At 49.4% G+C, this 12,948-nt stretch carries 13 protein-coding genes, 2 pseudogenes and 3 other annotated features; of the genes and pseudogenes, 1 reads left to right on the forward strand and 14 read right to left on the reverse strand.

The genetic code is table 11. The features are described from left to right. Nucleotides 1-18 precede the first annotated feature (18 nt). From SF2402 to yfcB, 5 genes are read right to left on the reverse strand one after another with little or no spacing between them, the layout of a single operon-like run. Nucleotides 19-567: a transporting ATPase gene (locus SF2402; RefSeq protein NP_708208.1), complete on the reverse strand. Its 549-nt coding sequence runs from the start codon at nt 565-567 to the stop codon at nt 19-21. Then, the gene (yfcA, locus tag SF2403) at nt 567-1,376 is read right to left on the reverse strand and encodes a hypothetical protein (protein ID NP_708209.1); all 810 of its coding nucleotides are present in this window, start codon (nt 1,374-1,376) and stop codon (nt 567-569) included. The genes SF2402 and yfcA overlap by 1 nt, the downstream gene beginning before the upstream one ends. Further along, nucleotides 1,376-2,200 carry a penicillin-insensitive murein endopeptidase gene (gene mepA, locus SF2404; protein ID NP_708210.1) on the reverse strand — a complete coding sequence of 275 codons (825 nt, stop codon included), beginning with the start codon at nt 2,198-2,200 and terminating at the stop codon, nt 1,376-1,378. The genes yfcA and mepA overlap by 1 nt, the downstream gene beginning before the upstream one ends. Nucleotides 2,201-2,203: 3 nt before the next feature. After that, entirely contained in the window at nt 2,204-3,289 is a 1,086-nt protein-coding gene (aroC, locus tag SF2405) for a chorismate synthase (protein ID NP_708211.2), read from the reverse strand. A 34-nt stretch (nt 3,290-3,323) separates the two neighbouring features. Then, nucleotides 3,324-4,256, reverse strand: a complete 933-nt coding sequence (gene yfcB / locus SF2407; protein NP_708212.2) for a N5-glutamine S-adenosyl-L-methionine-dependent methyltransferase — start codon at nt 4,254-4,256, stop codon at nt 3,324-3,326. Nucleotides 4,257-4,421: 165 nt separating this feature from the next. Here yfcB and SF2406 point away from each other — a divergent pair, with 165 nt between their 5' ends. Further along, a complete protein-coding gene (locus SF2406) occupies nt 4,422-4,973 on the forward strand; it encodes a hypothetical protein (RefSeq protein NP_708213.1) in 552 nt (183 codons plus the stop codon). Nucleotides 4,974-5,076: 103 nt separating this feature from the next. Here the strand turns inward: SF2406 and SF2408 are convergent, their stop codons facing one another. The 9 genes and pseudogenes from SF2408 to insA all read right to left on the reverse strand — a co-directional run bounded on the left by SF2408 (nt 5,077) and on the right by insA (nt 12,488). Then, nucleotides 5,077-5,967: a hypothetical protein gene (locus SF2408; RefSeq protein ID NP_708214.1), complete on the reverse strand. Its 891-nt coding sequence runs from the start codon at nt 5,965-5,967 to the stop codon at nt 5,077-5,079. Beyond that, nucleotides 5,954-6,478, reverse strand: coding sequence for a fimbrial-like protein (locus SF2409; RefSeq protein NP_708215.1), 525 nt, complete (start codon nt 6,476-6,478; stop codon nt 5,954-5,956). The genes SF2408 and SF2409 overlap by 14 nt, the downstream gene beginning before the upstream one ends. Further along, nucleotides 6,475-6,945 carry a minor fimbrial subunit gene (locus SF2410; RefSeq protein ID NP_708216.1) on the reverse strand — a complete coding sequence of 157 codons (471 nt, stop codon included), beginning with the start codon at nt 6,943-6,945 and terminating at the stop codon, nt 6,475-6,477. The genes SF2409 and SF2410 overlap by 4 nt, the downstream gene beginning before the upstream one ends. Beyond that, nucleotides 6,942-7,490 carry a minor fimbrial subunit gene (locus SF2411; protein NP_708217.1) on the reverse strand — a complete coding sequence of 183 codons (549 nt, stop codon included), beginning with the start codon at nt 7,488-7,490 and terminating at the stop codon, nt 6,942-6,944. The genes SF2410 and SF2411 overlap by 4 nt, the downstream gene beginning before the upstream one ends. Beyond that, nucleotides 7,465-8,217: a sequence feature (Similar to Escherichia coli K12 chaperone gi: 1788677 (251 aa). BLAST with identity of 88% in 250 aa. This CDS ontains frameshift. The sequence has been checked and is believed to be correct.), on the reverse strand. Its footprint overlaps the gene before it by 26 nt. Then, nucleotides 7,465-8,217 (reverse strand): annotated as a pseudogene (gene yfcS, locus SF2412). (Overlaps the previous feature by 753 nt.) The gene SF2411 and the pseudogene yfcS overlap by 26 nt, the downstream one beginning before the upstream one ends. Nucleotides 8,218-8,236: 19 nt before the next feature. Next, nucleotides 8,237-10,877 (reverse strand): annotated as a pseudogene (gene yfcU / locus SF2414). Further along, nucleotides 9,146-10,877 (reverse strand) — a sequence feature (Similar to Escherichia coli K12 outer membrane protein gi: 1788679 (579 aa). BLAST with identity of 97% in 577 aa. This CDS contains an in-frame stop codon. The sequence has been checked and is believed to be correct.). Its footprint overlaps the pseudogene before it by 1,732 nt. Before the next feature lie 81 nt (nt 10,878-10,958). Beyond that, a complete protein-coding gene (locus SF2415) occupies nt 10,959-11,522 on the reverse strand; it encodes a fimbrial-like protein (protein ID NP_708219.1) in 564 nt (187 codons plus the stop codon). Between the two features lie 253 nt (nt 11,523-11,775). Next, nucleotides 11,776-12,543: a mobile genetic element, on the reverse strand. Next, nucleotides 11,791-12,186, reverse strand: a complete 396-nt coding sequence (gene insB, locus SF2416) for an insertion element IS1 protein InsB (RefSeq protein ID NP_708220.1) — start codon at nt 12,184-12,186, stop codon at nt 11,791-11,793. It overlaps the preceding feature by 396 nt. Beyond that, nucleotides 12,213-12,488 carry an insertion element IS1 protein InsA gene (gene insA / locus SF2417; protein ID NP_708221.1) on the reverse strand — a complete coding sequence of 92 codons (276 nt, stop codon included), beginning with the start codon at nt 12,486-12,488 and terminating at the stop codon, nt 12,213-12,215. Its footprint lies within the feature at nt 11,776-12,543. Nucleotides 12,544-12,948 lie beyond the last annotated feature (405 nt).

Genomic DNA, 12,948 nt, shown 5'->3' on the forward strand with positions numbered 1-12,948 from the left:
TAAAACGTGGCGCTGGCTTCAGTTGAGCGCTTCCGGCCACGGGAACTGTTCCGCCGTAAGTTCCGGCGTGTGATAATAATTTTGTAGTGCTTTAATGAAGCGTGCCGGGCGTTCCGGAATGCCATTTGTCAGATAATCCATCACCTGCGCATGTACCCGCCGTTGAAACACCACACGATCCGGTTCGAAATCCCCTTCCAGATTGTCGCAACTGACGTTAAACGGATATCCAGCCGCCACGCAGAATAACCAGTCGAACGCCTGCGGCTTCACTTCAACATCTTCAAACTGGCTTTGCGTCTGGGCATCGCGTCCGTCCGGGCAATACCAGTAGCCGAAATCAACCAGCTCACGGCGCGCTTTTCCGGCAATACACCAGTGCGAAATCTCATGAATTGCGCTGGCATAAAAGCCATGAGCAAAGACGATTCGGTTATACGGTACTTCCGCATCAGCAGGAAGATAGATCGGTTCGTCGTCGCCTTTAATCAGACGGGTATTAAATTCATCGGCAAAGCAGCTATTAAAAATTTCAATCAACTGCTCGTAGTGGTGTGTACTGTTCATTAGTTCATCCCCAACCAGTGGAGGATCTCCTGTCCGTGGCTATCGTAAAGTAATTTGGCACTCATCACCGCCGAGACGATAACAATCATCGGGCGGATCAGCTTTTGTCCTTTGCTCAACACCAACCGTGAACCCATGCGCGCGCCGAGGAACTGCCCCACCAGCATGACAAAGCCCGTCGCCCAAATCACTTTGCCGCCGAGAATAAACAGCAGCAGACCGCCAATGTTTGACGTTGCGTTGAGTAATTTGGCGTGAGCCGTGGCTTTGGCGAGGTTGAATCCGCACAGCATAACGAAGGCCAGCGCGTAAAACGATCCGGCAGCCGGGCCAAAGAATCCGTCATAAAAACCGACGCAGCCACCGGCAATTAACGCGAAGGGTAAACCGTACATCCGGCGCTGGCGATCTTCTTCACCCAGCTTTGGCATCAGCAAGAAATAGAGGCCGATACAAATCACCAGAATGGGCAAAATCTGCCGTAAGACATCAGCCTGAACGTACTGTACCAACAGTGCGCCGCTCATTGAGCCGACAAAGGTCATGGCAATATTGAGTTTCTGATCGCTTAAACTAACCACTTTGCGGCGAATAAAGTAGATAGTGGCGGAAATAGAGCCGCCGCAGGCTTGCAGTTTATTGGTTGCCAGCGCGTTAGCGGGAGACATTCCCGCAGCCATCAATGCCGGAATGGTGAGTAACCCACCGCCACCGGCAATCGAGTCGATAAATCCCGCCAGCATGGCGACAAAAAAGAGAACTCCCAGCAACAGCGGAGAAACCATAAACAGGCTATTAAACGTTTCCATTAGATCACGTGCTCATCCAGTAGCGCCTGGCAGGAAGGCGGCAACGGAGGCGGTGTCTTCTTCTCAGGCTTTGTTGTTCCCGGTTTTGGAGGTTCAAACCAGCTTTGCAGTTCTGCCCCGCAACCATCGCCTGATGGCGGTAAAGGTTGATCTTCACACTCCAGACTATCGGCAGGGCAACGTAATCGTACATGCATATGCGCGCGATGCTGGAACCAGGGTCGCACTTTGCGCAACCAGTCGCGATCGGTGCCCGCATCAAGGCAAAGTTGTTGTTTAATCGCCGGATTAACAAAAATGCGCGTGACGTCTTTGTCCTGGGCGGCGAGTTTGATCAAGCTGAAAATTTCTGGCTTCCACAGCGTGGAGACAACGTGTTTACCGTCGCGGGAAACTAAGTCCAGTGCTTGCGGGCGCAAGAGCTGCGCGGAGGTCCAGCGAGTTTTCGGCAGTTGCAGAAAGATATCGACATCCAGTCCGGTCTGGTGGCTGGCATGACCGCCGTTGAAACGCCCACCAGCGGGCATCCCCATATCGCCAATCAGCACCGTACCCATGCCCAGATTGCTCACCTGGCTACTCAGACGCTGGATAAACATCACCAGATCCGGGTGACCGAAATAGCGACGCTGATCGGTACGCATGACCTGATAATGTTCGGACTGTATCGGCAACGTGTCAGCGCCGACAATACAGCCATTAGAAAAACTGCCTATCGATTGTGCGCTACCCGGCACAGGTTGGGTTATTTTTTGCCACGGCGTCGCTGCCAGGCTAGCACTACTGGCAAGCAGAGCCAGCAGCGCAATCGCGGTTTTGTTCATTTTTTACCAGCGTGGAATATCAGTCTTCACATCGGCATTTTGCGCCCGCTGCCGTAACAGGTGATCCATTAAAACGATCGCCAGCATCGCTTCAGCGATCGGCACTGCACGGATCCCGACACAGGGATCGTGACGGCCTTTGGTGATCATCTCAACTTCTTCGCCAAAGCGGTTAATAGTGCGCCCCGGCACGGTAATGCTGGAGGTCGGTTTCAGCGCCATATGAGCAATGATTTGCTGCCCGCTGCTGATACCGCCGAAAATGCCGCCCGCATGGTTGCTCTGGAAACCGTCTTTGGTGATTTCGTCGCGGTTCTGGCTGCCGCGCAGCGCCACTACGTCAAAACCGTCGCCAATTTCCACGCCTTTCACCGCGTTGATGCTCATCAGCGCATGGGCGATGTCGGCATCCAGGCGGTCAAAGACCGGCTCGCCAAGTCCGGCGGGGACACCACTGGCAACAACGGTGACTTTCGCGCCGATGGAGTCGCCCTCTTTTTTCAGCGCGCGCATCAGTTCATCTAACGCGTCGATTTTGTCGGGGTCCGGGCAGAAGAACGGATTTTGTTCAACCAGCGACCAGTCTTTGATTTCCAGCGGAATGTCGCCCATCTGGGTCAGGCAGCCGCGGATTTCAATACCAAATTTCTCGGCGAGATATTTTTTGGCAATCGCCCCTGCCGCCACGCGCATGGCGGTTTCGCGGGCGGAAGAACGTCCACCGCCGCGATAATCGCGCAGACCGTATTTTTGTTCGTAGGTGTAATCAGCATGGCCTGGACGGAAGACGTCTTTAATTGCGCTGTAATCCTGAGAACGCTGGTCGGTATTTTCGATCAACAAGCCAATGCTGGTGCCAGTAGTAACGCCTTCAAAAACACCGGAGAGTATTTTGACCTGATCCGGCTCGCGGCGCTGGGTGGTATAGCGCGATGTCCCAGGGCGACGACGATCAAGGTCATGTTGCAGGTCCGCTTCCGTCAGCGGAATGCCTGGCGGAACACCATCGACGATGCAGCCGAGCGCCAGCCCGTGCGATTCGCCGAAGGTGGTTACGCGAAAGAGTTGTCCAATTGTGTTTCCAGCCATCACGGCTCCGTTATTGTTGTGTTTGCGTGTTTACTTAATCTTTATAAATCGCGAAATGTTCTCGTGCGGCAATAAGCTGCTCTTTAGTGAGCATAAACACACCATCGCCGCCGTTATCAAACTCCAGCCAGGTGAACGGAACATCGGGATATTGTTCCATAAGATGTACCATGCTGTTGCCCACTTCACAAATCAACACGCCATCATCAGCAAGGTAATCTGCCGCGTTACCGAGAATGCGACGCGTCAGTTTCAGGCCGTCGGTGCCAGATGCCAGGCCCAGTTCCGGCTCGTGACGGTATTCGTTTGGCAGGTCGGACATATCTTCCGCGTCGACATACGGCGGGTTAGTGACAATCAGATCGTATTGCACTTTCGGCAAATCACGGAACAGATCGGAACGAATCGGAATGACGTTGTGGATCAGACCGTGTTCTTCGATGTTCTGTTCGGCAACCGCCAGCGCGTCGGGAGAGATATCTACCGCGTCGACTTCCGCTTCCGGGAAGGCATAAGCACAGGCAATGGCGATGCAGCCGCTACCGGTACACATATCTAAAATATGCTGCGGTTGCTTGCTGATGAGTCCGGCAAATTTATTGTTGATCAGTTCACCAATCGGCGAGCGCGGCACCAGCACGCGTTCATCGACGTAAAATTCATGACCGCAGAACCAGGCTTTGTTGGTCAGGTAAGCCACCGGAATGCGCTCGTTGACGCGGCGGATCACGCGTTCAACAATACGGTGTTTTTCGCTGGAGGTCAGACGCGCGGTGCGCATATCTTCCGGGATATCCAGCGGCAGGTAGAGCGATGGTAACACCAGCTGTACGGCTTCATCCCACGGGTTATCGGTGCCGTGACCGTACCAGATATTTGCCGCGCTGAAGCGGCTTACCGACCAGCGCAATATGTCCTGAATGGTTTGCAGCTCATTTACTGCTTCATCAACGAAAATTTTATCCACGTATTCCTCCAGGGCATGATCGCAATAATTTCGGCGGCTAGTTTGCCATGAAGATGACGATAAATCAGCATTCACGCGCGGTGAGTGAGGAAAAATACGTTTAAAACGATCGATTGTGCTACGAGTCGGGTAAACTGTAGGAAAATTAGAAATAGAGACAGATAAATGAAAAAGAAAACAACACTTAGCGAGGAGGACCAGGCTCTGTTTCGCCAGTTGATGGCGGGGACTCGCAAGATTAAGCAGGACACGATTGTCCACCGACCGCAGCGTAAAAAAATCAGCGAAGTGCCGGTGAAACGCTTGATCCAGGAGCAGGCTGATGCCAGCCATTATTTCTCCGATGAGTTTCAGCCGTTATTAAATACCGAAGGTCCGGTGAAATATGTTCGCCCGGATGTCAGCCATTTTGAGGCGAAGAAACTGCGCCGCGGCGATTATTCACCGGAATTGTTTTTGGATTTACACGGTCTGACGCAGCTGCAGGCCAAGCAGGAACTGGGCGCGTTGATTGCCGCCTGTCGCCGCGAACATGTGTTTTGTGCCTGCGTGATGCATGGGCACGGGAAGCATATTTTGAAGCAACAAACACCGCTGTGGCTGGCACAACATCCGCATGTGATGGCATTTCACCAGGCACCGAAAGAGTACGGCGGTGATGCGGCTTTGTTGGTGTTGATTGAAGTGGAAGAGTGGTTGCCGCCGGAGTTGCCCTGAATGCTGGCAGCAAATGCCGGAGCAGCGTAAACGCCTTATCCGGCCTACAAATATGTGATAATTCAATAAATTGCAATTCACTTCGTAGGCCTGATAAGACGCATCAGAGCAATACTACGAACTTCAGTTCATTCAATACATACTGAAAACGACACGTCGAATCAATCGGTTGCCCACTACTGGTATTCACATTCACCACAATATCGTGTAGTACTTTATCCGTTACCGGATGACGAGTTGGCGTAACCGTTACCGTTGATTTATCACAACCGTAAGAGGTAAAGGTTAACAATTCTGATACCGCGCGGCAGTATGCTCCTCTGCCATCATTATCAGAAAAATTACTGCCATCACAGAGTCTGCCGCCTTCCATCAGGTAGGTCGAAAGCGTGGTGGTCACTGTTGACCCCGTGGACTGAATTCGTAACGCCTTATTATGGCTGACATAATTTTCACTCCAGGAGATATCGTATGAAGCGACCGGTATCGTTGGGCATATTGTGTTATGCACTGTAGGGGCCGTATAGCTTCCAAATCCGGGTAAATCTGTATAGGAATAAAAGGATGCGATCCAAGGGCAACCATAATCATCAGATGCAACGGTAATTTTAAACGTCATATATGCACAACGAAAAATTTTCGTATCTATGCCAGGGCAATTTGAGTTATTAATTGTATCAAAGTCAGTCAGTACCAAAGTTGGAGCTGAACCCGACCCAGACCAGGAAATAACCCGCAACGTATCGCCTTTATACGCAAAAGAATCATATTTCCCATATGCAACCTCCTTTGGCGTTATCACCGTAACATTGAAAACACTGCTCGCTACAGCACCGGTTACCTTGTCCATGGCATAATAAACTCTCACACTGTCAAAACTCGCACTCATAAGTTTATCTCCAGCATAACTCTTAGATGCGCCGACAACACTCAGAACGAGCAGCATTAGGCTCGCGAAAATTATGGTCCATTTTTTCATTTCAGAAATACTCAAAGGTTGCCGTCACTGTGGCACTAAAGTCTCCGGACGTTACATCTCGCCCGCTCTTTGCCTGTAACCAGGTATTAAAATTTAGGCTGTTATTTCCCTGATTCAGCGGGAGCGTGACGCCTGTTGTATTGTTGATTGGCACCGATGTGCCTGCCGCAGTTTCAATACCAATCCCAGCGCCGGATGCTGATGACGAGGAGTCAAAGGCCAGAAAGCCGGGTAGAGCACTATCTTCTGTTCCTGTCAACGTTACTTTGACATTAAACAATGTAGAACTATGACAATCTTTCAATTGAAACACCAATGGCACTCGCTCTGACTGCCCAAGGTTCATTAAATCACTGGCGGCAATGGCAGGAAAATGTACTTCTGCCAACTGGCTACCATTAATCACTGGCGTACACGATTTACTGATTAAATTGCCGGTAAAGTGCAAATTATCTCCTGCTATTGTGGTTCCACTGCCCAGCAACATCAGGCTACTAATAAAAAACAACGTACGCTTTTTCTTCATTGGTAATCTACCTGTAACGTGGCCCAGGCCTCAAAGTCCGCCTCTGGCAGAATGACACCACTCTTTTTTACTGGCACAGCCGTTAACACCGGTAAATCGGTTTCATTCACCACAAGTGGCGTATTGATCGTAAAACTCTGCCCTGCCTGTTTGAGCTGAATGCCTAAACCAGTGATATTGCTGCTTACTGCAGCATTATCAAAATCGCTTGGTGTGCCACTCCAGCTCAAGGTCATTTCCATTAATGGGTCGCGAACCGCCGTATCGCAGGTAATGGAATACGGCACGGTTTGCTCATAATTGCTGCCATTAATGTCATCAATAAGCACATCCTGAAAAGTTATTTCAATGGTTTGAGCGTTGCTAATCGTGCAGTTAGGCGGCTGCACTAAATAACCGTGAAAAGAGACGTTTGAGAGTGCCATCGAGCAAAAGCCCCACAGCAAAATAAGCGAGATCCGTTTCATTGGTAATCCACCACAATTGTGGCACTGGCGTTAAATTCAGCTGCCGCTAACGTTGTACCACTCTGTTTCACCGGCACAGCTTCCAGAACGGGAACTCCCGAGGAAAAATTAAATGGCAACCATGAGCCAGAGGTTAAGTCGAGTATTGTGTGATCACTACTTTTCTGAACCCGAATACCAAACCCAGGAATACCCGTGCTGATAACTGTTTCACCGTTAATCACGACCGTTGTCGCCTGCATCTGTAGACGCAGGTCATCCATTGCCAGATTGTTACAAACAAGCGAGTAGTCAATGGGACGTTTATAATCAACCCTATTGATCTTATTAATGAATACATTACCAAACTCAACTGCCGCACCATTTACCGTACAAGGAGGAGGGGCATCGACAAGCACCCGTAAATTCATACTTACTGACTTACTCGCTGCAACTGCAAAGCCGCTACCAACACAACATATCAGTAACCCAGTTACCGCCCAGACAGAACAAGATCCTTTCATACTGGCTCTCCCGGCCTCAGCCTTTGCGGCTCTGCTCTTCATCGACCTAGCAACTGTTACCGTTGCAAGTGAAAAAGAGCGGCATCCGAGCGCCATAGTCGTTGACATAGGTCAGTACCGGCACGCTACCCATCTTCACATTCAGCGGTGCAGAGGTTTTCGGCGACATCACTATTGGCGAGAAACCGGCTGCCGGATTGCCATTTTTCTGTGTGCTGGCATTACTGAAAATGACGTAATACGACGTCGGGTTATTGACGGTAAATTCCTGACCGTTGCGGGTTAAAGTAATCTTATATTGCTAGGGGTTTTTCATGCTGACGTTCTCCAGCGCCTTCGGTCGCCAGAACAACTTAATACGCGTTTGTAGTGCTATTTGCAGCGTGTTGGCTTTGTTTGATTTTGGCGGGATCTCACGCACGTTGAAGTAGAACAGGCTTTCACGATCGGCAGGCAATTTGTTGATATCCGGCATTCCCTGCACTTTTACCTGCCCGTTCATCATTGAATCGATGCGTTGCACCGGTGGCAGAACAGTTAACGGTGAACTGATCTTGTTACCCTTTTCATCTTCGATCCAGCTTTGGGCCAGATAAGGCAGTTTCGGATCGTTATTGCGCAACGTCACGCTGATTGATTTGTCGCTTTCATTAAATATCAAACGGGTACGATCTGGCGTTACAGAAGCCTGGGCAGACAAACTGGCAGCGCTAAGCAGTAACGCTAGCGTCGTAGCACCCAATTTGGCAGAGCAAAGTAAATCAGACATGGATCATTCCTTAATCACGTTATTGGTTAGCTGAAACAGAAACAGGGGGATTGGTGGGTGTCACCTGTTGCGTCTGCTCCTGAATGACAGGCTTTATGTCATCAGGAACAACCGGCGCGACGTTGCCTTTATGCTGGCATGGCAGTAACAAGCCGTTAAACAGATCGGCAGGCAGCGGGTCCGGCAGGTTGATATCGCAATGCGCAACACCACTCCAGAACACACTCATGTGTTCGCCAGGTTTCACTCCAGCCAGATAAACATTGCCGTCATCATCGACAAGGCCCACTGTCTGCTCGTTATCATTTTTTACTTCTGCGCCAAACGGAGGATGGCTGCCGTCTTGTAAACGCAGCACCGCCATCGCTTTTTGACCACTGATGACGGCAAATTTGCGGTAGCCAATCGCCCCTTCAGTTAGCGTGGCTTGTACCACCGACTGGGTTGCTTCGGCGTTTTCCGGCAGTTTGTTGAGGTCGATATACGCCTGATTGCGGTAATAGTTATTGACGTCAGAAACGACGGCTTTACCAAACATATTGGTATAAACAGCAGCACCGTTACCTTCTACCGGAACATCGGCAACGCCATCGGCATCAATCAACAAGCGTGTCCCGCCCATATTCTGGGTACGGTGAAGTGCGCCACCGTGGGCAGTAAGCGTTGCGCCGCCCTGTAACGACAAGCCCGCAGAGGTGTATTGCCCTTCATGGTAGTTCGCACTGAGGTCAACCTGCGCCAGCGAACCATCATGGCTGTAATAGCCGTCAACGCTGGTGTGTTTGTCACTGGTGCCGACGTTCAACTGATAGTGAGTCGCGTCATCGACACGGCTGAAATAACCGACCTGACTGCTGTCCGTCCCACTGCCATAGTACCGTTATAGCTAACGGTACTGTTGTCGCCCCACGGCATACTGAGCGAAATGTACATGCCTTTGTCGGCCTGGTTGTCATACTCGTAACGGTAGCCAGTCATCGAGATGCTGACATTACGAATACTGCCCATATTGAAATAGTGCGAGAGCATGATGTTGTAGTTTGTCTGCTCCTCGCGATCCCAGTAGGTATGGCGGGTATAGTTGAGATAAACCGAAACACCCGCATCGCGGAAGTTCTGGTTATAAGTGGCGGTGTACATCTCTTTGTCGTTGCCCGTGCGTACCATTCCGCTGTCACTGGCATCCAGATACTCGCTCATGGTCATAAAGTTCTCTTCCGAGAAGCGATATCCAGCAAAAGTAACGCGGCTGTTGAGCTGGTCAAAGTCTTTGGAATAACTCACACGGAAGGAGTTACCGTCCAGCGAACCTTTGCCATAAGCGGTGTCTTTATCCAGTTTGGTGTGCGAGTGAGTAACATCAAACGCGACCGCGCCGAATGTAGACAAATCGCGACCGACACCAAGCGCCGCAGACTGATAGTTTTCATCTCCCAGTGCGCCGCCATATAACGACCAGCCGTTAGCGATCCCCCAGGAAGCTTCAGCACCAGAAAAAAATTCACCCTCGACATGGTGTCCCCACTCTTGCGGACGGCCCATCATGATCTTATAGCGAACCTGACCTGGACGAGTGAGGTATGGCATCGAGGCGGTGCTGATGTCATATTCCTGCACCTGGCCGTTCTGTTCTTCAATGCGAATATGCAACGTACCGGAGACAGAATCACCAAGATCCTGAATACGAAACGGTCCAGCCGGAACCTGCGTTTCGTAAATCACACGCCCCATCTGGCTGACGGTCACTTTTGCTGTGGTGTGTGCCACGCCGGAAATGTCTGGCGCGTAGCCGCGCAGATTGGGAGGCAACATTTGATCGTCAGTACTGACACTGCCACCAACATAGTTAAAACCATCAAAAATATCGGATCTGAGGTAATCCTCGCCCAGCGCCAGTTTGGCTTTTAATGATGGTAACGCCCGCCTGGCATAGTAGCGACTCCACTCCCATTTTTTTGAGTTTCATCGCCGCTGAATTCATCGTCATCATTACTGCGAGTATGTTGATAGTTAGTCTGCCAGTCAGCACGCATACGCCACGGCCCTAGGTTAACCCCAACCGTCCCGTTGCCGCTGATCTCGTTACTATCATCACCGCCATTTTCTTCGTGCCGGGTTTGTGCGTTGATGCTGTAGTCCGCGACGATCCCGGAGATGCCGTCATCCCAACGTGAAGGCGGATCCCTGTCGGGATAAGTATATTCGAGGTAAGCCTGTGGCAGTGAAATGACTAATGCGGACTGGCTTAAATCAGCCTTAATTTCCATGCCTTCCAGTTGACCGGATTTCAGGCATTTAGCATCGTGGCTCCATTGCAGATTTTTCGCCACGTCTTCTTTTAAACCAAACTGCGCTACCAGTTCCGGTGTCAGACAAGCATAGCTTTTGCTCGCGTCATCTTCACCAGCATACCAGTAAATATCGTACTCTTCCGCCAATGGCTGTTTATTTAGTTGAACCTGTAAATTGTATTTTCCGGGCTCAACATATCCCTGGCTGGAAAAACGCTTCATATCAATTTTTGTGTCGCCTTTTAATTCCAGAAAACGGGAATCAAACTGAATGTCGTCTTCAGCCCAGACACTGCTATAACTCCCTGACATTGCCAGCGCAATGCACCACGGAAGAATCCGTAATCGAAAAAGAGAATGGTCAGGCATACACGTTTCTATCCGTTTTTATTCTTGTTCGGTCAAAATACATTTAAATCCCCCATAGCAGTGTCGCTATGGGGGTATGCCTTACAGGTAAGTAATCTGGAAGGTGGTATTTGCTTCAAAATTACCCAGATCTGGCGCATCAGCTGCGCCGACCAGCCAGGCGTTAAAGTTCAGTGTCTGCTTCGCTTTGCCTTTGTTGGTAGAAGTGTCTTTCACTATTTTCTGGTCAATACCCATGCCGCTTTTGTAAGAGGTACCCAGAGAGTCACCGATCGCCAGGCTAACATTGTTAAATGCCGCACCGGTATCGGTATTGAAAATGGTGTAATAATTGCCGCTATTTGCAGAAGAAACGGTACCAGTAAAGGTAGTGGTCATTGTTTCCTGAGTATCAAATACGCAATCTTGCAGACGAATCTGGAAACTTTTCGGCGTGGTGGTGCCGTTATTTTTCAGTTTTTCGGCACCGATATCACCCATATCAACTTCCAGTTTGTGATCGTCCGGAACGATAGAACACACTGAGTCTTCAATGGTGCCGTAAAAACGTGCAGTACCGTTGTTACCCGCAGCGATTGTTGCCGTAGAGGTGAACACGCCCATCACCATTGCCGCAGCAATAGCTGTTTTAACAAACTTACTCATTATTTGTCCTTAAACTATAAATAATTAAAAATATAAACATTGCAATACATTGATTCAGTCAATAGCCAATGTTTATACCCAGCCATTGAATACGGCATGCGACCCAAAAAGAACAGGTCGTAGAAAATTGTATTCATTGGTGTGGGGCCGCATAGTGATGTTTCCACACCCCTGATCCAATTTAATTTTACTAAAGAGTAAATGTAGATTTAATTAATATATTGACAGAAGAAAGGTTATCTTAAGGACATCCGGTAATGACTCCAACTTACTGATAGTGTTTTATGTTCAGATAATGCCCGATGACCTTGTCATGCAGCTCCACCGATTTTGAGAACGACAGTGACTTCCGTACCAGCCTTGCCAGATGTTGTCTCAGATTCAGATTATGTCGCTCAATGCGCTGAGTGTAACGCTTGCTGATAACGTGCAGCTTTCCCTTCAGGCGTGATTCATACAGCGGCCAGCCATCCGTCATCCATACCACGACCTCAAAGGCCGACAGCAGGCTCAGAAGACGCTCCAGTGTGGCCAGAGTGCGTTCACCGAAGACGTGCGCCACAACCGTCCTCCGTATCCTGTCATACGCGTAAAACAGCCAGCGCTGACGTGATTTAGCACCGACGTAGCCCCAATGTTCGTCCATTTCAGCGCAGACAATCACATCACTGCCCGGTTGTATGCGCGAGGTTACCGACTGCGGCCTGAGTTTTTTAAGTGACGTAAAACCGTGTTGAGGCCAACGCCCATAATGCGTGCACTGGCGCGACATCCGACGCCATTCATGGCCATATCAATGATTTTCTGGTGCGTACCGGGCTGAGAGGCGGTGTAAGTGAACTGTAGTTGCCATGTTTTACGGCAATGAGAGCAGAGATAGCGCTGATGTCCGGCAGTGCTTTTGCCGTTACGCACCACGCCTTCAGTAGCGGAGCAGGAAGGACATCTGATGGAAATGGAAGCCACGCAAGCACCTTAAAATCACCATCATACACTAAATCAGTAAGTTGGCAGCATTACCAGGACATCCTTAAAAAATACGGAATAAGTATTTAGAAAAAATAGAAAGTATATCAATAATGAATATCAACAGCTTAAAAAACAAACAATGAACATATAATGCGATTGGCATTTATCCACTTTTGACAATATAATATATAAACACTATAGCCAGAATTTAATCAAGTTTCAATTACATCCTGCCTGATTATTCAACTCTATTTTCTCTATTATCTGTATTAATAAATGACAATGAGTGTCAAACAGATATTATTCATTTCAACATGTAACTTTGGGCAAAATCAAGATACGCGTAGAAGAATAATTTCCGAATGAATGTAGAAAGTGTTTTATTTATAGATAAGGAGAGTCTTCGATAGTAGTGAGGTTGACAGATATCCGCTGCCTAATGAGCAATTATGCCCAA

Origin of the sequence: Shigella flexneri 2a str. 301 (genome assembly GCF_000006925.2) — a bacterium.
GTDB lineage: Bacteria > Pseudomonadota > Gammaproteobacteria > Enterobacterales > Enterobacteriaceae > ECMA0423.

Coding starts and splice junctions, on each gene's coding strand:
- SF2406 (NP_708213.1), top strand. CDS start 4,422: ATGAAAAAGAAAACAACACTTAGCGAGGAGGACCAGGCTCTGTTTCGC.
- yfcA (NP_708209.1), bottom strand. CDS start 1,376: ATGGAAACGTTTAATAGCCTGTTTATGGTTTCTCCGCTGTTGCTGGGA.
- SF2409 (NP_708215.1), bottom strand. CDS start 6,478: ATGAAGAAAAAGCGTACGTTGTTTTTTATTAGTAGCCTGATGTTGCTG.
- SF2410 (NP_708216.1), bottom strand. CDS start 6,945: ATGAAACGGATCTCGCTTATTTTGCTGTGGGGCTTTTGCTCGATGGCA.
- mepA (NP_708210.1), bottom strand. CDS start 2,200: ATGAACAAAACCGCGATTGCGCTGCTGGCTCTGCTTGCCAGTAGTGCT.
- SF2411 (NP_708217.1), bottom strand. CDS start 7,490: ATGAAGAGCAGAGCCGCAAAGGCTGAGGCCGGGAGAGCCAGTATGAAA.
- SF2415 (NP_708219.1), bottom strand. CDS start 11,522: ATGAGTAAGTTTGTTAAAACAGCTATTGCTGCGGCAATGGTGATGGGC.
- aroC (NP_708211.2), bottom strand. CDS start 3,289: ATGGCTGGAAACACAATTGGACAACTCTTTCGCGTAACCACCTTCGGC.
- SF2402 (NP_708208.1), bottom strand. CDS start 567: ATGAACAGTACACACCACTACGAGCAGTTGATTGAAATTTTTAATAGC.